The organism is Paenibacillus piri (assembly GCF_004354045.1).
GTDB lineage: Bacteria > Bacillota > Bacilli > Paenibacillales > NBRC-103111 > Paenibacillus_S > Paenibacillus_S piri.
Window position 1 is genome coordinate 49,394 of record NZ_SMRT01000025.1, and the last position, 16,373, is coordinate 65,766.

Genomic DNA, 16,373 nt, shown 5'->3' on the forward strand with positions numbered 1-16,373 from the left:
AGTATTTTTAGTTTGTAAACCCGGATAAACGACTTCGCCGTCCTAAAGGACGTGCGCGCTTATCAAGGTTGGCGCTTTCTTTGCAACCCAAAAAAGCTCCCGCTGTTACGAAAGCATTTCGCCCTTTCTCGCGCCCACAAAAAAACGCGCACGCCCATAGCTCGCTGCGCAATTCCGACGAATTCCATCTAATTATTTTACCTATTTATTGGATAGAGTGCAACTTCCTTTTTCATCCACTGGCCTGCCGCTTCACCAGCTTGGCATGAACCGCCAACCGGCCTTTTTCCGGGTCAAACGTATAATCGCAGGTGGACAAGGTTACAATGGAGTCGGACTCTGACAGCATAATATCCGTCGGATATAAGGATTGCTGCCGAAGCAGCTGCAAAAAAAGCCCGTAATCGTTATCGTCGGAAAATTCAGTCTGTATATAATCAAAGTCGGTTGTCGTATAATAAACGGAAAAAATTTCTGCCGTATACGTTTCATATAATGTGTCATAACGGAATGTCCGATGCGCTTGGAAAAAATCTTCTATCAGAAATTGCTTCAAATCCCCGAACATGGACCCGTCTTTCATCCGATGTCCGTACAGCACGGTATTCCGGGATAACGCGGCGCTATCGTTTCGGAAATCCATGTAAATGCTGCCCGCTTTGGACGGCTCCCGCTTGTAATTGCGGCTCAAATAGTAATCGTTATCGTCCGCTTGCAGAACCGGGTAATGAATCGGCGTATCGTCGATCGACAGCCACCCTGCAATATCCGGGTTGATCGACAGCAGCCTGTCATACGGCGGACGGACTTTCCGCTGTTCGCTATGCGTTTCAGCATTAGCGGGCTCGTCGGCAGCGGAAGCGGCGTTATACAGAGCCTGCGCCTCGGCCATGGCGCTGCGGTTGTCGAGAGCGTCCAGCAGCAAACCGATGAATGCCGAAACCGACAAGATCAAGGCCGTCAGGCAAAGCTTCATCGCCCATGTCAGCAGCCTGGACTTAATAGCGCGCGCAAGCGCATGCTTCCCGAAGCGGCCGGGCCGCGGCTCATGAACCATTATGTTCGCCTCCCTAAATGCCGACAGGCACGAGATACATCCCTGTATCCGCGCTGTTCCGGACGATTACGTTGACCCCATAGATCGCTTTCACCGTTCGCTCCGTAATGACGTCGCCCGGCGCGCCCGCCAACACAATTTCTCCATTCTTCATCGCTATAATATTGTCGCTGTACCGGATAGCCTGATTAATGTCGTGCAGCACCATAACGATCGTCAGACCGTGGGTCACATTCAAGTCTTTAATCAGTTGAAGAAGCTCGATTTGGTAATAAATATCAAGATAAGTGGTCGGTTCGTCCAAGAACAATACCGGCGTATTTTGCGCCAACGCCATTGCAATCCAAACTCTCTGCCTCTCGCCGCCCGATAATTGAACAATGGTTGATTTTCTTTTGTCCAATAAATTGGTGCGGGCCAGAGCCCGGTCCACCGCTGTTTCATCTTCCTCGCCGAAGGGGACGAACAATCCTTTATAGGGCAGCCGACCGAAGCCGACCAGTTTTTCTACGGTTATATCGCTCGGGGCTTCATTGTGCTGATGCACCACGGCCAGCTTTTTGGCCAGTTCTTTCGGCTTGTAGCTGTTCAGCAGCTTGCCGTCCAGCAGCACCTGTCCGCTTTGCGGCGCATAATTTTGCGACATGATGCCGAGCAGCGTCGATTTGCCGCAGCCGTTCGGCCCGATTATGGTCGTAATCTTGCCCTCGGCAATCTCGCCGCTTACCGACTTCAAGAGCTCGACCTTGCGGTCATACGAAAATGTGACTTGTTTAATTTCCATGGACCCGGTCTCTCTTTCTAAGCAAAAATATTAAAAAGGGACCGCCGATAACGGTCATTATAATAGAAGCGGGAATTTCCGAGGGGGCCAATACCGTGCGTCCCAACGTATCCGCCGACAAGATGAGCAGCGCTCCCGCCAAGGCCGAGAACGGGATCAGTACCTTATGATCCGAGCCGACGAGCAGTCGGGCAATATGGGGGACAAGCAGGCCGACAAATGCGATCAGTCCTCCGATCGCCGTAGCCGAAGCGGATAACAGTACGGCTACGGCCGAAATGATCAGCCGCGCGCGCGCAACGGACAGACCCAAATTTTGCGCCGATTTGTCCTGCAGCGACAGCAAGTTGCACCACGAGCATAACAGCAGGGATAGCACAAGCCCGATAGAACCGTAAACCGCAATCGATTCGACATCCTTCCATGTTTTCATATGAAAAATGGACGTGGTCGCCTGGTTCACCATTGTGACCGCATAGCTGCCCCGGTAATTGAACGATTGCCCCAGTCCGGTAAAGGTTGCGTTGACGGCAATCCCTACTAATATAATGCGGATAGGACTGAGGCCCGATTTCCACGAAAGCGAATAAACGAGAAAACAGGCTAATGCTCCGCCCAGAAAGGCGAATATCGGTAGCCAAAAAAACATTTGGGGAAATATCGTCACGAACAGAATCGATACAAAGCCCCCTCCGGCCGAGATGCCGATCACGCCGGAATCGGCCAGCGAGCTTCGCATGACCGCCTGCAGCAGAACGCCGGACACGGCCAGAGAAGCACCGACAAAAAGCGCAACGACAATTCTCGGCAGCCGCAGATCTTTCACGATTTGCACATTTTTACCCGCTCCCGTAAACAAGCCTTGAACAAGCTCGAGACTGCCGACCTTCAAGCTTCCGGTAGTGGCCGATAGCAGCGTTACGAAGCTAAGCAGGACGATGACCGCCCCAATACTCCACCATTTTCCATTCATGAGTAACGTCCTTTGTTTATGTGGTATATAAATTTACGGATATAGCATATGGACTAAAATATCGAGCGCCTCGACCGCAGCCAGATTGCCCGTCGTACCGAACCGTTCTTCCTCCAGATCGTAGACCCGGTTGTTTTTGACGGCATCGAAATGTTTCCAAATATCGTTTTTCTTGAATTCTTTATCGAACATAATGATTACTTCTTCAGGCATTCCGTGAGCGGCCCGCAAAATAACATCCGGATTCGACTGCTGCAAATATTCGGTGTTCGAAGCCAAATATTCGACTTTCTCTCCTTGAATGACATTGATTCCACCGGCGAGCTTAACCAGATCGCCAATATACGAATGCTCCGTCGCTACCAGATAGCTGCCGGGCACCCCCAACAGGATGAGCACTCTCGGAGCAGGCTTTCCCTCTGCCTTTTTCTTGATTACAGCCAGCTTCTCGTCAAATCGGGAAATAATAGCCTCAGCCTGCTTTTGCCGCCCGTACTTGTCTCCCAGCGCCTGGATCGCCCGGTTCATCTTCTCGACACTCGTCAGATCGAGATAGTCGGCTTGAACGCCCGCATTCGAAAAGACCGGCGCCAAATCGTATTGAAGCGTCGTTACCGATAAAACATCGGTCGGATCCAAAGATTTGATCACTTCCATGTTCGGGCTCATCGGGTTTCCTACTTCCGCAACGCCTTCGTACCGTTTGGGCAGCTGTTTGTAGCTTTTCGGCACGCCGACCAGGTTTATTTCCAATGCGTCCATAATTTGTGCTGCCGCCACAGTGGTTGCTATCACTCTTGAGTCGGGCGAAGCTTGTTCAGACTGCGTTCGGGCCTGCGCTTGCGCTTCCGTTCCGATATTCCGGGTACAGCCGGACAGGACGAATAACAAGACCGCGATGATGACAAGGCCAACGCTTAACCTCTTGCTCATCATACTTCTATAACTCCTTCCTTTGGACCGCAGCATTCGCAAGCCGCATCCGCAAAAATGGCGAAGGACGCCAATTTCTTGACATCCCCGCTTCAAAGTAAGACAAATACGCTTTACTATGTTATCCGATTACGACTTTATCGGGTTAAGACCCCCACCTCCAAGGTAGGTAGGGTAAAGTCCCCATCTGATTCCCCGATGTTCAGCAATGCTGAACGAGTTCACTTATTTCGCATCATTTAGCATGGAGATGACCAAAGTTACCGCTTCGGCCCGCGTGGCACTGTCATTCGGCGCAAACAGATTATAGTCTCTGCCGTTAATAATGCCCTTTTGGAACGCTGCCGCAACGTAAGGGGAAGCCCACTCGGGAATTTGTCCGGCATCCGCGAAAGGCAGGGCATCGCCGGCATCCAGCGGAAGATTCAAAGCACGGACGACTATCACTGCGATTTCCGAACGGGTAATTTGACGTCCCGCCCGGAATGTTCCATCCTCGTAGCTGCTAATAATACCCGCTTCTACGGCATTGGCCAGCAAAGGCTTAACCCATAACGGAATATGGTCGGCATCGGCGAAAGCCAATTTCGCTTCACTGCCTTTCAGCTTCAGCGCCCGACCGATCATGGCCGTAAATTCGGCCCGGCTGATTTCCCCGCTCGGTCGGAATGTGCCGTCCTCGTATCCATTAACGATTCCAAGCGCTACGGCCCGTTCAATCAATGATTTTGCCCAATGGTCCTGAATATCGCTTAGAGTGGGAGCTCCGGAGCTCGACCCGGTCGGAAGCTGCGCTGCAGGATTAGCCGCCTGCTCTTGTTCCTCTTTCGTCTGGCCAAACGCATCTGTATGAAACATAATATCTACATCGATGTTTTCCGTCGGAACCGACGCTGTCTGATCGGAACCGTCCTCACCGTTTGCCTCCGTATTGCCCGCGGTCTGTCCGTCGGCTTCATTTCCGCTAACCTTCTTCACCATAGTTACAACGGCATGCAAGGTTGCGGTCACGTCCTTCACCTCGAATTTTACGGAACGCGTATTCTCGGCTTCATTCACGTTTTCCGCTGTGGCGGATACCATTTCTTTTTCAATCTTCTTATTGGCGCTTGAGCTGCCCGATTCGGTCGCTTTCTCCGTTTCGATCTTGAAGTCGGTTATTTCATTGTTGCGGGTTAGCTGCAGAACGATAGATTTCTTCTCGCCTTTAACAATCAATTTTCCCGGATGAGCGATGTAATCGTTAATTCTCGATTCCAGGTTGCTTCTATGCTGCAGTACGGTGAAATCCAGATCGTATTCGCCGTCTTTCAGCGCAGCGATAGCAGCTCCGCCTCCGATGGCCAGATCGGTTCCGCTCAGCTTCTTGATGCTCGACTTGTCGAAAGAAATGTCTACATCATACGAATGGAAATAGTTGAATTCCGGCCAATCGACCTTTACCCAGCCTTTCAGCTTTGCCGACAGATCAGGCACTTCGAATTGAACATCTCTCGTATTTCTGGTTTCATTTCTTGATACCACTGCCGTATCGGTCAAGCTTCCGCCCAGCTCCGTTTGGAACTGGGTAATTTCCTTGCTTTGTTTCAGGGTGAGCGTAATATACTGTTTGCCGCCCTCAACCTTCAACGTAGCCGGAGTGATTACATAGTCCTGCATGACGGACTTTTCATCGGTACCGTATTTTAAAATTTTGTAATTGATGCTGTACGTTCCTGCCGCCATCGAGCTCGTATTAGGAATCGTACCTCCACCACCACCGCCAGTTCCTCCTCCAGGATTCGTCGGTGTCGTAGGCGTAGTTGGCGTTGTAACGGTACCGACAGGTACTACTTTATCGAAGGCAAGCTTAAAAGTCCGCGCCTCTGTCGAAGCTCCCCCACCTGCGATCAACTGAATGATATAGGTCGCTGTCAAATCGTCTACTTCAAATTGTACTTCTTTCGCGGCTTCCTCATTAGCAAGTACTCTAACGAGCCCCGCTTGCTTGACCGCATACTGCGGCAAAATATCTTGGACGGTATTGTCGGATTTCAGCATTTGTATTTTCGTAATCGTTACGCCGCTCTTCAATTTGAACGAAGCCAGCTTTTTGCCGTTTTGTACCTTTAAACCGCCCGTAGTATCCAAATAGGAATGGATTGGCGCGCCTGACGGATCATCCGACGCCGCCGTAAAGCTGAAGCTGTACTGGCCGTCTTTTACAGGTTTCGTTAGATCGACTCTGAGGTTGCTGAAGCTCAGCTCGACATCGTATTCATGATCGTACAACCCGATCGGAGGACCCAGATCCCAATAAATTTTGACCCAGCCGTTCAACCTTGACGTCAGATTGTCTACCTCGAATTGAACGGTTCGGGTATTGGATGCCGGATCGCTGGAAACCGTCGTCGTCTCCGCCAAAGCTCCATTTTGCAGCGTCTTGAACGACAAGATTTCCGCGCTCTGCTTCAGCGTAAACGAAACGTATTTTTTGCCGCCCTGCACCGTTAGTTTTCCGCTGTCTTTGACAACATAATCGTACATGACCGAGTTATCGTTCGTGCCTTTTTTATAAATGGCATAATCGAGCAAATACTCGCCTTCCGGAAGCGACTGCTTGTTAATAACCGAAGCCTGGAACGTACCTAGACTTGCTTGAAGGTGTTCAACCGCCCGATCGACTTGCTGCTGCGTTGCTCCTGTATCGTTTGCAACTGCCTTGGCGTTATTAATAGCCGTTTGCAGCGCGTTCTTCGCACTTCCCGGATACTGACCGTTCTCCGTTCCTTCCACCGCAGCGTCATACGCCGCTTGGGCGGCAGCAATCGTCTGATTCAACGTCGATTTGTTGACGGAATTTGACGGATTGGTCGGCAAGTTGCTGAAGCCGATTTCCACGTCATACTCATTGTCATACAGGAAGTCCGGAGTCAGCTGCCAGTAAATTTTGACCCAGCCGTTTACTCTTACCGTCAGATCGTCCACCGGGAACTGAACCACCCGGGTATTCGCCGCCTCATCCTTGCTCACTACCGTTGTCTCGGCTAAAGCTCCGTTTTGCTGCGTTTTGAACGACAAGATTTCCTTGCTTTGCTTCAAAGTAAACGATACGTATTTCTTACCGCCTTGTACCGATAATTTTCCGCTTTCCGGAATAACATAATCGTACATGACTGAGCTGTCGCTCGTTCCTTTTTTGTAAATCGTAAACCCGATGTCATACACGCCATCCTGAAGATCAGGGTTGGAAGGCGTACCGGTGTTCACAGAGGCTTTGAATGCGCCCAGCGCCGTTTGCAAATCAGCCGCAGCCTGATCGACTTGCGACTGCGAAGCCCCTACATTTGCGGCAGCTGCTTTTGCCTGATCGATCGCTGCCTTCAGCGTAATCTTCGAGCCGGCCGGATACTGCCCGTTCGCGCTTCCTTCCACCGCTGCGTCATGCGCCGCTTGAGCGTTGGCGATTAAAGCGTTCAGCTGCGTTTTGCCGCCGATGTCGAATTTCAACCGGATGCTATGATCCATCTCATAAGCGCCGCCGCCCGGCAGCGTGGTCGAGATGTGCACCTGAGCATTCAGCAGCGCGTTCAAATCGCTCACCGGGAACTCCACCACCCGCGTGTTCGCCACGGTATCCGTGCTTAAAATCGCTGTCTCCACCATCGCTCCGTTTTGCTGTACTTTAAGGCTGGAAACGGTGGTACTGTCCTTGACTGTAAACGAAACCTTCTTCGTATTTCCTTGCACGGTCAATTTCCCCGGCTTCAGGAAATATTTATCCATCGACGAAGCTTCGTCTTTGGTCGCGTGCATCGCCGTGAAATTCAGGCTGTACTCCCCATTGGTTCCGATGGCCAATGCCTGGAACACATCGAACGCCGCCTGCAGCTCGGCCAAGGCTTGGTTCAATGCCGCCTGCGGCTGGTTCGGCAAGGTTGTGTTCCCTTCAATCCCTTTTGCCGTCGCGTTGGCTTTTTGAATAGCCGTTTTCAGCGCGTTTTTCGAACCAGCCGGATATTGGCCGGTTTCCGTTCCTTCGACTGCCGCATCGTATGCACTTTGGGCTTGATTAATTAAAGCGTTCAGCGAACTCTTATTTCCCGCCGGCACTACGTTTATCGTATAGGAGGCATTATTTAGCTCCAGCTTGTTTCCTTGTCCGTTCGTAATGGTGATATCGCTCACCGAAACCGAAGAATGATAAGCGCCCGAAGCTTTCGGTTTAAAAATAAATACCGAGAAATTCCTAGTGCCGCTGCTGAAAGCATATCCTGCTTTACCTGCGATCAGCTTGTTATACACCTTCACTTTTCCAGGCGACACCGCGGTCTGCACAGGCACTTCAAACGTATTGTACGGGGCCAAAACCTCGGTTAATTCCAATTGATCGGGATCATAATTAACCGTCGCCTCATGCTCGTAAACTTGCTGGTAGACGCTGTCGGTGACATTGCTTATTTTAACGGTTACCCGAAAAGGATTGCCATATACCGCCTGTGGAGCGTTCGTTGTACTCGAGGTTAAACTCGCTGTCGGTAGATCCGTCGCATAAGCCTCCGGAAATGGCACCCCTGTCAGTAATACAAAAAACACGAGCAGGGCGGATATCATCTTCTTAAACTGCCTGTTCAACATGTTTCTCTCCTTCGTAAAAAGCTTCATAGGCTTGAAGGAACGGCCCTGCGTATCGGCATTAACACCATTTACGCGTAAAGGCCGTCCCAATAACGGTTACTATGGAATTGCGGGCAAACCGGATATGATGGCTTGTTTTTTCACCTTAAGGTACTGGGATGATGTTGCTGAATCCCAGATCGACATCATATTCGTGATCGTAAAGAAATTCGGGAGTCACTTGCCAATAAATTTTTACCCAAGCGTTCAATCTTGCCGACAAATCGCCGACTTCGAATTCGACGGTTCTTGTATTGTTCGTCGTATCGCTGCTTATAACAGCCGCTTCCACCAGCACACCGTTCTTCTCCGTTTTGAAGCTTGTTGTTTGCGCACTTTGGCGCAAGACGAAGGAAACATAGTTTTTGCCGTCTTCCACTCTCAGCTTGCCGCTGGTCAAATCGACATAGTCATTCATAACGGAGCTTTCGTTCGTATTGTCCTTGTAGAGAGTAAAGTTAAGCGTATAATCGCCGTCGGACAATTCAGTAGCGCCTGCAACAGGAACTTGAATGATTGCCAACAACACGAATAACAGAACGAGCATGGAAATAGCTTTTCTTCTCATAAAATATAAACCTCCCTACAATGATTTTTTAATTTTGATGCAGCAAGCCAACAAAAATGCGGAGCTCATGACAATAGCAATCAGCCAGCCGAGAGGCGTCGCATCTCCCGTTTTCGGATTGCTGACTGCCTGTTTCTTCGCGGCTTCCGTCTCAGCAGCAATCGGCTGATCGTTTGACGCCGCCTCCGCTTTGGAAGCAGCTGCCTTGGCCGAAGCTTGGCCGGAGCCTTGACCGCTCTCCGCTTGAGGCGCTGCGTCCGCGGGTTTTCCGTTAGCCGGGAGCGAGCTGGCCCGGGTCGTCGACGTTGTCGGGGCGAGACCGCCCGTATCGGCTGCCGGTTTTACGCTCTTCGTATCAAACGCAAAACGAATCGTATAATCGTGATCATAATTTATCGACTCAACCGTTACATGGATTTTGGAAAGTACAGGCTGTGTCAAATCATCCACTTTGAAACCGACTACTCTTGTGTCGGCTGCGCTGTCATGGCTCACCACATTCGCATCCGCAAAACCCGAGCCGTTCGGAACCTTGAACACGGTAATCCACTTGCTATGGTTCATTTGAAGCTGCACTCTGGCTTCGCCATTAGTCACAACGACTGTAGCCGGTTTCTCAAAGTAATCATTCGCCATGGAAACCGAGTCGCTGTCCGCCTGCTTGATCGTATAGTCGAGAATATATGTACCGTCAGACATAACAGCAGCAGCAGCTTGTGCTCCCGGCTGGATAAACAGCGTTAACAAACAAAGCAGCAGCAAACCGTAGATTGAGATATCCCAATGCTTCTTCACATTTATCCTTTCCCATCGTTGATTTAGGCGGCAGTGTCGTCTTTTAATCAATAACGATAATCATTCTCATTGTTAATTAAAAAAATAAATGCCATCCGCTTCCCTTAACATCAGCTTCCGAGCATTTCGTAGATAACGATAATCATTCTCATTATGAACTCAAAAAAAATGAACTTGCTGCCTGCTTATTTGTTTGTTCAGCTTTCACTTATGGCAACACCTCCGAGAAATTAACAGAATTTAGGTTGGCGGTACCGCTACGAGTTGATGTTATCCTAACTACCCAAAAACTGTCAACCAGTATTTTTAATTTTTTTATTTCCCGTCTTTACATCAAAATTACTAGGTAACCATTCCAATTTTTCGATTGACATTGAAAATGATATTCATTATCATTTAGAATTAATATGGAGTAGGAGGATCCCGATGAAGAAATATGTATTTCTTTTTACGATGCTAGCCCTCTTGGGCGCTCCGGCCTGCGGCCAGACAGCCCCAGGAACTGCAGAGAGCACGAAAAGCGCAGCTGCAGCCGGGGCCGGGCCCGGAGCAAGCTTCGCAATGCAGTCCGTATCAATTACAGATTTCGCCGGCCGGCAAGTCGCATTCGACCATATTCCAGGCAAAATTGCGGCTTTAGGCAACGGTGAAATGGACATTATTTATGCGCTCGGCGGAACATTGGTTGGCCGGCCAGCTTCCGCAGCTCCCCTCCCTGTACCTGAAGCCAAGGCTGTTGAACAAATCGGCTCTGTCCACGGGCTTGATTTGGAAAAGGTTGCTTATCTCAGCCCCGATGTGGTACTGGGAAACAACCCCACGAACATGAAGGACATCGCCTCCATCGAAAGCCTGGGCTCCAAGCTCGTCTTAACGAATGCGGACTCCATCGGAGATATTAAACGACAGATTGAACTGCTCGGTCAGCTGCTGCAAAAAAACGATAAAGCGAAGGAATGGCTCGATACGATCGATCGGAAATTAAACGAATTGAAGACGAGTCAGCCCGCTGAAAAACCGCGGGTTCTCATGGTATACGGAGCGCCCGGCACTTATATGGCTGCATTAAATAGCTCTCTGAGCGGCAGCATTTTGACCGCAGCGGGAGGAGAAAACATAGCAAGCGATTATCCGAAGCTGGACAGTTATCCGCAGTACGCGCAGCTCAACACGGAGAAAATCATGAAGTCGAATCCGCAGATCATACTGATTATGACTCATGGCAATCCTGCACAAGTAAAGGACGGATTTCTGAAGGAAATGCAGCAAAATGCCGCCTGGAACAGCCTCGATGCTGTGAAGAACAATCGGGTTGAAGTGCTTCCTTCCGACCTGTTCGGAACAAATCCCGGAACCAAAATTATCGAAGCGCTCGACTTGATGAACAAGCTGCTGCTATCCGTAAAATCAGCGACATGAACATCCGGCAGCGCCAATCGAGAAGAAAACTTATTATCGCGATCGTTCCTGTTCTTTTGCTGATCGTCACGTTATATGGACTGAGCAGCGGATCGGTGGCTATATCCCTACGGCAGTTATGGGATGTTGCTGCGAATGCCGGTCAGCCGATTCATGAAAAAATCATTATCAATCTGCGGCTTCCCAGAGTGCTGATCGGCTTGCTGGTCGGGGCGTGTTTGGCCGCTTCGGGAGCTCTCCTGCAGGGAGTGATGAAAAACCCTTTGGCCGACCCGGGCATTATCGGAGTATCCGCCGGCGGGGGGCTGGCTGCCATCATATCCATGATCGTATTCCCGCAATACAGCTATCTGCTGCCGATTCTGGCATTTCTTGGCTCGCTCGCCACCTCCCTTGTTATTTACGGCCTGGCTTGGGATAAAGGCGCCTCTCCGCTGAAAATCATTTTAGCCGGCGTTGCCATGAACGCCTTGTTGGGGGCTATTACGAGCGGATTTATGGTCATTTACAGCGACAGGGTTCAAGCCGTGCTGCCCTGGCTGGCGGGAGGATTAAGCGGCCGAAGCTGGTATCATCTGGAGTTTATGGCCCCTTATGCGCTGGTCGGCTTAACACTCACAGTATTCGCAATTAAACCGGCAAATCTTTTGCTGTTGGGGGATGACCCTGCCAAGCTGCTCGGTCAAAAGGTTGAGCTGCAGCGCTTTCTCATCATCCTGCTCTCTTCTTTGCTGGCCGGAACCGCTGTCAGCGTCGCGGGATTGGTCGGCTTTGTCGGATTAATTGTTCCGCATGCGATTCGTCTGCTGATCGGGGAAGATTATCGCTTTTTGCTTCCTTTGTCGATTGCAGGCGGTGCTCTGCTTGTCGTCCTGTCCGATACCGTAGCCCGTTCATGGTTTGATCCGCTCGAGCTTCCGGTAGGAATATTGCTTGCCGCCTTGGGGGCGCCGTTCTTTTTATTTTTGCTGAAGAAACGGAGAATCGTGTAATGACTGCTATTCGAACCAAGCATATTGAGCTGCATGTCGGAGCTTTTCATCTGAATAATATAAGCATTTCGATCCCGCGCGGGAAAATTACCGCTATTGTCGGTCCTAACGGATCCGGCAAGTCGACTCTTCTGAAGGTAATATCGACGCTGCTGCATGCAAACAAAGGCGAAGTGGTGCTGCATAACAAGCCGATTACAGCTTACAGACCCATAGAGCTCGCACAGACAGTGGCCATGCTTACCCAATCTTCCCAGCCTCCGCCCGATATGACGGTGAGAGAGCTTATTTCCTACGGCCGTTCTCCGCACAAGCGTCTTTTTGACCGGATGACCGCTGAGGATGAGCGTCATGTCGAATGGGCCTTGAACGTGACCGGCACGAAAAAGCACGAAAATCGCATGATCCATACTTTGTCGGGAGGTGAGCAGCAAAAAGCGCGTATAGCGATGATTTTAGCGCAGCAAACGAATATCATTTTATTGGATGAACCCACGACTTTTCTGGATATCGCCCATCAATTGGATGTCATGGAAATGCTGCAAAAGATCAATCAGGAGTACCCGGCGGTTACGGTCGTCTCGGTGCTTCACGATCTTCAGCAGGCCGCCAATTATTGTCATCATATGATCGCCATGAAGAGCGGGGCCATCCATACTGCAGGAGCGCCCAAACAGATTCTGAATCCCCAGTTACTCAAGGACGTCTACAACATTGAAGCCAAAGTAACCTTCGAAGATGATTATCCCGTTATTATCCCTATCAAAACTTTAGAAGCGAGTAGGAGGAATTAAAATGGTTATTGTAACGAATACATCCCAAATTACAAAAGGCAACGCCCATAAGTTGATCGAACGGTTCGATAAAGTAGGAAAGGTCGAGTACATGGAAGGCTTTTTAGGCTTGGAAGTGCTGTTAACGGAAAACGCCTCGGAATACGATGAAGTTACGGTAAGCACCAAGTGGAACAAGAAAGAAGATTTTCAGGCATGGACACGCAGCGAGGCGTTCCGCGAGTCGCACGCTCATCGACAAATCCCGGATTATATTATTTCCAACAAAATTTCGTTCTATGATGTAAAAATTGTAAGGCATCCGATAGCAGCCGGCTAAAGTGCAAGCCGGATCCTGTCTCTTACAGGGCCCGGCTTGTTAGCTTTCATTCTGTTCCCCTCTGGCAAGCGAAAGCTGAACGGGAGCGAACAGGCGTTACTGTAAGCCGGTTCTTCCCGGATTTTTACCGGCTATGTAGCAGGGAAACAACAAAAAGCACCCGAGAGGGTGCTTTTGCCGGTTATGTTGCCAAAAGGACGGCACAAAACCAAGTGTGCGATATTCGCGTCGCGCTGCGTTAAAACAGCGGGTCTGTTGCGGCGTGCTGCGATAAGCCAGGAACCTTATCTGGCGCGGGTTTTCAAAATCGATGTGTTATGACGTGCCTTCAAGTAATATTGAACATTATCGGCACATGATTGGTACATTAGCGGTACACGGAAAAGTGCACTTTCTGTGCACCGCGGCGGTATCCGTCAATCCGATTGTAGGGTATAATTGAAGATAAAGAGCTGCTGAAATCAGGCAATTCATGAGAACACAGAAAGCAGCCCCTATCCTTTCGATAAAGGAGAGATTCTCTCATGTCAATTGTACGCAAATTACACCCTCACATAGCAAAAGATTTAAGGGATTTTTTATCTGAAAACAATATTACCACCAAGAAGCTTGTCATTGATCTTGAAGCAGAAACTATAGAGGACTTTGATGATTATTCAGTCGATGATATTCTAAGTGTTGCCGGGATTTTGAAACCTGGGGAAGCAAAAGAATTGTTGAATCATATTCAAGAGTCCCGGGAGAACTGAGGAAAGTGACTTACAGTAACTCGGGATATTTATTCGATTCCAACATTGTAGTCGCTATTCTGGATAACGATCATTCTGCCGTTGATTTGGTACGCCAAGCACAAAAGGAAAAAAGGCGGATATTCTTTTCTACCATTGCGGAATGTGAAGTTTTGAGCGGAATCAAACATAATCAGTATTTAGTAGCGGAGAGAATGTCTTCCCTAAAGCATATGCTCCATGTTGATTCAGATGTTGCAAGAAAAGCGGCATCTATACAAAGCGAGCAAAGAAACAAAGGGCGAAAAATAAAGACTCCTGATGCGCTCATCATCGCAACTGCCTTTACAGCAAATTTGATATTGGTTTCCAGGGATTCGGACATGAACTTTATTACGAACGAGTATGGACTGATTCTTTTGAAAGTATAGGACAGTATATTTGAATGTACAACCACTGTCTCTTGATGTACATCAAGTCCGGAAAACCTTTCCAAAATCGCCTCCATACAATTATGAAAAACAAAAAAAGCCTTATAGCTTAAGGCTTTCGATAAGCGGGTGATGGGAATCGAACCCACGCTACCAGCTTGGAAGGCTGGAGTTCTACCATTGAACTACACCCGCATATAAAAAATGGTCGGGACGACACGATTTGAACATGCGACCCCCTGGTCCCAAACCAGGTGCTCTACCAAGCTGAGCTACGTCCCGACGGTATATGAAGTGAACGGCTAAGTACACTGCATAAGCTTAATATGAAATTAATGGCGTGCCCTGAGAGATGCGGCCTTCGGCCGACTGCGACGTTGTCCTAACGAAGCGGATGCTCCGACGAACTCAATCGTTCGAATCTGGCTCAGTTCACTTGGTCTTGCTTTGATGTTTAAAATGGCGTGCCCTGAGAGATTCGAACTCCCGACCTTTTGATTCGTAGTCAAACGCTCTATCCAGCTGAGCTAAGGGCACTTATTAAGTTGGAGCGGAAGACGGGAATCGAACCCGCGACCCTCGCCTTGGCAAGGCGATGCTCTACCGCTGAGCCACTTCCGCAAACGATGCGCGTAGAGGGACTTGAACCCCCACGGTCTCCCGCTAGATCCTAAGTCTAGTGCGTCTGCCAATTCCGCCATACGCGCGAAGAAAACAATGAGACATGTAGGATTCGAACCTACGACACCCTGATTAAAAGTCAGGTGCTCTACCGGCTGAGCTAATGTCTCATAATAGAAAAGCTGGGGATCTAGGATTCGAACCTAGGCATGACGGAGTCAAAGTCCGTTGCCTTACCGCTTGGCTAATCCCCATTATGAAGTCAACTGGTGCCGCCGAGAGGACTTGAACCCCCAACCTACTGATTACAAGTCAGTTGCTCTACCAATTGAGCTACAGCGGCATGGTGGACGCTGACGGGATCGAACCGCCGACCCTCTGCTTGTAAGGCAGATGCTCTCCCAGCTGAGCTAAGCGTCCAGCTATTCAAAATATGTAGGTAAGCAATGGTTGTTATCCCTTGGTGTCACTTAATGACCCGTAGGGGATTCGAACCCCTGTTACCTCCGTGAAAGGGAGGTGTCTTAACCCCTTGACCAACGGGCCACACTCTGGAGCTTCCAACCGGGATCGAACCGGTGACCTCATCCTTACCATGGATGCACTCTACCTACTGAGCTATGGAAGCATATGGCTCCCCGAACAGGACTCGAACCTGTGACAACTCGATTAACAGTCGAGTGCTCTACCAACTGAGCTATCAGGGAATATACCGCTTGGCGACGTCCTACTCTCCCAAGACCCTGCGGTCTAAGTACCATTGGCGCTGGAGGGCTTAACGGTCGTGTTCGAGATGGGAACGCGTGGTTCCCCTCCGCCATCATCACCAAACGTGGTTTAAGATTGATGTTCCCGCCAAGGAACATCCGTTCTTCTGTTCAAGACGGCTTGCGCCTTGAAAACTGGATCCGAAACCGGCAAGCATTGTTCGTTCTTCTTTTCTTAGAGGCCCCGTAAAAGGAATCGGACTGCGCTACAGCGCCTTTCCTCCCTTTCTTGGGTAGTTAGTTAAGCCCTCGACCGATTAGTATTCGTCAGCTCCACACGTTGCCGCGCTTCCACCCCGAACCTATCTACCTCGTCGTCTTCAAGGGGTCTTACGTACTGGGAAATCTCATCTTGAGGGGGGCTTCACGCTTAGATGCTTTCAGCGCTTATCCCTTCCGTACGTAGCTATCCAGCCGTGCTCCTGGCGGAACAACTGGTACACCAGCGGTACGTCCATCCCGGTCCTCTCGTACTAAGGACAGCTCCTCTCAAACTTCCTACGCCCGCGACAGATAGGGACCGAACTGTCTCACGA

At 49.8% G+C, this 16,373-nt stretch carries 13 protein-coding genes, 12 tRNA genes and 2 rRNA genes; 6 read left to right on the forward strand and 21 right to left on the reverse strand.

Going from position 1 to position 16,373, the window contains the following annotated elements; translation table 11 throughout:
* Positions 1–232 precede the first annotated feature (232 nt).
* The 7 genes from srtB to isdC form a co-directional block, all read right to left on the reverse strand.
* Positions 233–976 (reverse strand): class B sortase, encoded by a 744-nt coding sequence (srtB, locus tag E1757_RS31850; protein ID WP_133235927.1) that lies wholly within the window; start codon positions 974–976, stop codon positions 233–235.
* Positions 977–1,070: 94 nt separating this feature from the next.
* Positions 1,071–1,841 (reverse strand): ABC transporter ATP-binding protein, encoded by a 771-nt coding sequence (locus E1757_RS31855; protein WP_133235895.1) that lies wholly within the window; start codon positions 1,839–1,841, stop codon positions 1,071–1,073.
* The gene (locus E1757_RS31860) at positions 1,831–2,814 is read right to left on the reverse strand and encodes a FecCD family ABC transporter permease (protein ID WP_133235897.1); all 984 of its coding nucleotides are present in this window, start codon (positions 2,812–2,814) and stop codon (positions 1,831–1,833) included. Before E1757_RS31860 ends, E1757_RS31855 begins: the two co-directional genes overlap by 11 nt.
* A 33-nt stretch (positions 2,815–2,847) precedes the next feature.
* Entirely contained in the window at positions 2,848–3,750 is a 903-nt protein-coding gene (gene isdE / locus E1757_RS31865) for a heme ABC transporter substrate-binding protein IsdE (protein WP_246079681.1), read from the reverse strand.
* Positions 3,751–3,972: 222 nt separating this feature from the next.
* Complete coding sequence (locus tag E1757_RS31870; RefSeq protein WP_165972378.1) at positions 3,973–8,364, reverse strand: NEAT domain-containing protein; 4,392 nt, start codon at positions 8,362–8,364, stop codon at positions 3,973–3,975.
* Between the two features lie 145 nt (positions 8,365–8,509).
* Positions 8,510–8,971 carry an NEAT domain-containing protein gene (locus tag E1757_RS31875; protein ID WP_133235901.1) on the reverse strand — a complete coding sequence of 154 codons (462 nt, stop codon included), beginning with the start codon at positions 8,969–8,971 and terminating at the stop codon, positions 8,510–8,512.
* A 15-nt stretch (positions 8,972–8,986) separates the two neighbouring features.
* The gene (isdC, locus tag E1757_RS31880; protein ID WP_165972379.1) at positions 8,987–9,766 is read right to left on the reverse strand and encodes a heme uptake protein IsdC; all 780 of its coding nucleotides are present in this window, start codon (positions 9,764–9,766) and stop codon (positions 8,987–8,989) included.
* Positions 9,767–10,192: 426 nt separating this feature from the next.
* Between isdC and E1757_RS31885 the strand changes: the two genes are divergently transcribed.
* From E1757_RS31885 to E1757_RS31910, 6 genes are all read left to right on the forward strand, one after another.
* Positions 10,193–11,185 carry an ABC transporter substrate-binding protein gene (locus E1757_RS31885; RefSeq protein WP_133235905.1) on the forward strand — a complete coding sequence of 331 codons (993 nt, stop codon included), beginning with the start codon at positions 10,193–10,195 and terminating at the stop codon, positions 11,183–11,185.
* The gene (locus E1757_RS31890) at positions 11,182–12,177 is read left to right on the forward strand and encodes a FecCD family ABC transporter permease (protein ID WP_133235907.1); all 996 of its coding nucleotides are present in this window, start codon (positions 11,182–11,184) and stop codon (positions 12,175–12,177) included. The genes E1757_RS31885 and E1757_RS31890 overlap by 4 nt, the downstream gene beginning before the upstream one ends.
* The gene (locus tag E1757_RS31895) at positions 12,177–12,971 is read left to right on the forward strand and encodes an ABC transporter ATP-binding protein (protein WP_133235909.1); all 795 of its coding nucleotides are present in this window, start codon (positions 12,177–12,179) and stop codon (positions 12,969–12,971) included. Before E1757_RS31890 ends, E1757_RS31895 begins: the two co-directional genes overlap by 1 nt.
* Before the next feature lies 1 nt (position 12,972).
* The gene (isdG, locus tag E1757_RS31900; RefSeq protein WP_133235911.1) at positions 12,973–13,290 is read left to right on the forward strand and encodes a heme oxygenase; all 318 of its coding nucleotides are present in this window, start codon (positions 12,973–12,975) and stop codon (positions 13,288–13,290) included.
* Positions 13,291–13,814: 524 nt separating this feature from the next.
* Complete coding sequence (locus tag E1757_RS31905; protein ID WP_133235913.1) at positions 13,815–14,039, forward strand: hypothetical protein; 225 nt, start codon at positions 13,815–13,817, stop codon at positions 14,037–14,039.
* Positions 14,040–14,044: 5 nt separating this feature from the next.
* On the forward strand, positions 14,045–14,449 hold the full coding sequence (locus tag E1757_RS31910; RefSeq protein WP_133235915.1) for a type II toxin-antitoxin system VapC family toxin: 405 nt from the start codon (positions 14,045–14,047) through the stop codon (positions 14,447–14,449).
* 124 nt (positions 14,450–14,573) lie between these two features.
* Here the strand turns inward: E1757_RS31910 and E1757_RS31915 are convergent.
* From E1757_RS31915 to E1757_RS31980, 14 genes are all read right to left on the reverse strand, one after another.
* Positions 14,574–14,644, reverse strand: a tRNA-Gly gene (locus E1757_RS31915).
* 10 nt (positions 14,645–14,654) lie between these two features.
* Positions 14,655–14,731: transfer RNA gene (locus tag E1757_RS31920), tRNA-Pro, on the reverse strand.
* A 178-nt stretch (positions 14,732–14,909) separates the two neighbouring features.
* Positions 14,910–14,986: transfer RNA gene (locus E1757_RS31925), tRNA-Arg, on the reverse strand.
* 9 nt (positions 14,987–14,995) lie between these two features.
* Positions 14,996–15,070, reverse strand: a tRNA-Gly gene (locus tag E1757_RS31930).
* Between the two features lie 6 nt (positions 15,071–15,076).
* A tRNA-Leu gene (locus E1757_RS31935) sits at positions 15,077–15,156 on the reverse strand.
* An 11-nt stretch (positions 15,157–15,167) separates the two neighbouring features.
* Positions 15,168–15,240: transfer RNA gene (locus E1757_RS31940), tRNA-Lys, on the reverse strand.
* A 12-nt stretch (positions 15,241–15,252) separates the two neighbouring features.
* Positions 15,253–15,324 (reverse strand) — tRNA-Gln (locus tag E1757_RS31945).
* 13 nt (positions 15,325–15,337) lie between these two features.
* Positions 15,338–15,413 (reverse strand) — tRNA-Thr (locus E1757_RS31950).
* A gap of 1 nt (position 15,414) precedes the next feature.
* Positions 15,415–15,490 (reverse strand) — tRNA-Val (locus E1757_RS31955).
* A gap of 54 nt (positions 15,491–15,544) precedes the next feature.
* Positions 15,545–15,616, reverse strand: a tRNA-Glu gene (locus E1757_RS31960).
* A 6-nt stretch (positions 15,617–15,622) separates the two neighbouring features.
* Positions 15,623–15,698: transfer RNA gene (locus E1757_RS31965), tRNA-Thr, on the reverse strand.
* A gap of 3 nt (positions 15,699–15,701) precedes the next feature.
* A tRNA-Asn gene (locus tag E1757_RS31970) sits at positions 15,702–15,777 on the reverse strand.
* A gap of 7 nt (positions 15,778–15,784) precedes the next feature.
* Positions 15,785–15,901 (reverse strand): 5S ribosomal RNA (gene rrf / locus E1757_RS31975).
* A 173-nt stretch (positions 15,902–16,074) separates the two neighbouring features.
* Positions 16,075–16,373, reverse strand: a 23S ribosomal RNA gene (locus E1757_RS31980); the annotation flags it as partial.

Coding starts and splice junctions, on each gene's coding strand:
- srtB (WP_133235927.1), bottom strand. CDS start 976: ATGAAGCTTTGCCTGACGGCCTTGATCTTGTCGGTTTCGGCATTCATC.
- E1757_RS31855 (WP_133235895.1), bottom strand. CDS start 1,841: ATGGAAATTAAACAAGTCACATTTTCGTATGACCGCAAGGTCGAGCTC.
- E1757_RS31860 (WP_133235897.1), bottom strand. CDS start 2,814: ATGAATGGAAAATGGTGGAGTATTGGGGCGGTCATCGTCCTGCTTAGC.
- isdE (WP_246079681.1), bottom strand. CDS start 3,750: ATGATGAGCAAGAGGTTAAGCGTTGGCCTTGTCATCATCGCGGTCTTG.
- E1757_RS31870 (WP_165972378.1), bottom strand. CDS start 8,364: ATGTTGAACAGGCAGTTTAAGAAGATGATATCCGCCCTGCTCGTGTTT.
- E1757_RS31875 (WP_133235901.1), bottom strand. CDS start 8,971: ATGAGAAGAAAAGCTATTTCCATGCTCGTTCTGTTATTCGTGTTGTTG.
- E1757_RS31885 (WP_133235905.1), top strand. CDS start 10,193: ATGAAGAAATATGTATTTCTTTTTACGATGCTAGCCCTCTTGGGCGCT.
- E1757_RS31890 (WP_133235907.1), top strand. CDS start 11,182: ATGAACATCCGGCAGCGCCAATCGAGAAGAAAACTTATTATCGCGATC.
- E1757_RS31895 (WP_133235909.1), top strand. CDS start 12,177: ATGACTGCTATTCGAACCAAGCATATTGAGCTGCATGTCGGAGCTTTT.
- isdG (WP_133235911.1), top strand. CDS start 12,973: ATGGTTATTGTAACGAATACATCCCAAATTACAAAAGGCAACGCCCAT.
- E1757_RS31905 (WP_133235913.1), top strand. CDS start 13,815: ATGTCAATTGTACGCAAATTACACCCTCACATAGCAAAAGATTTAAGG.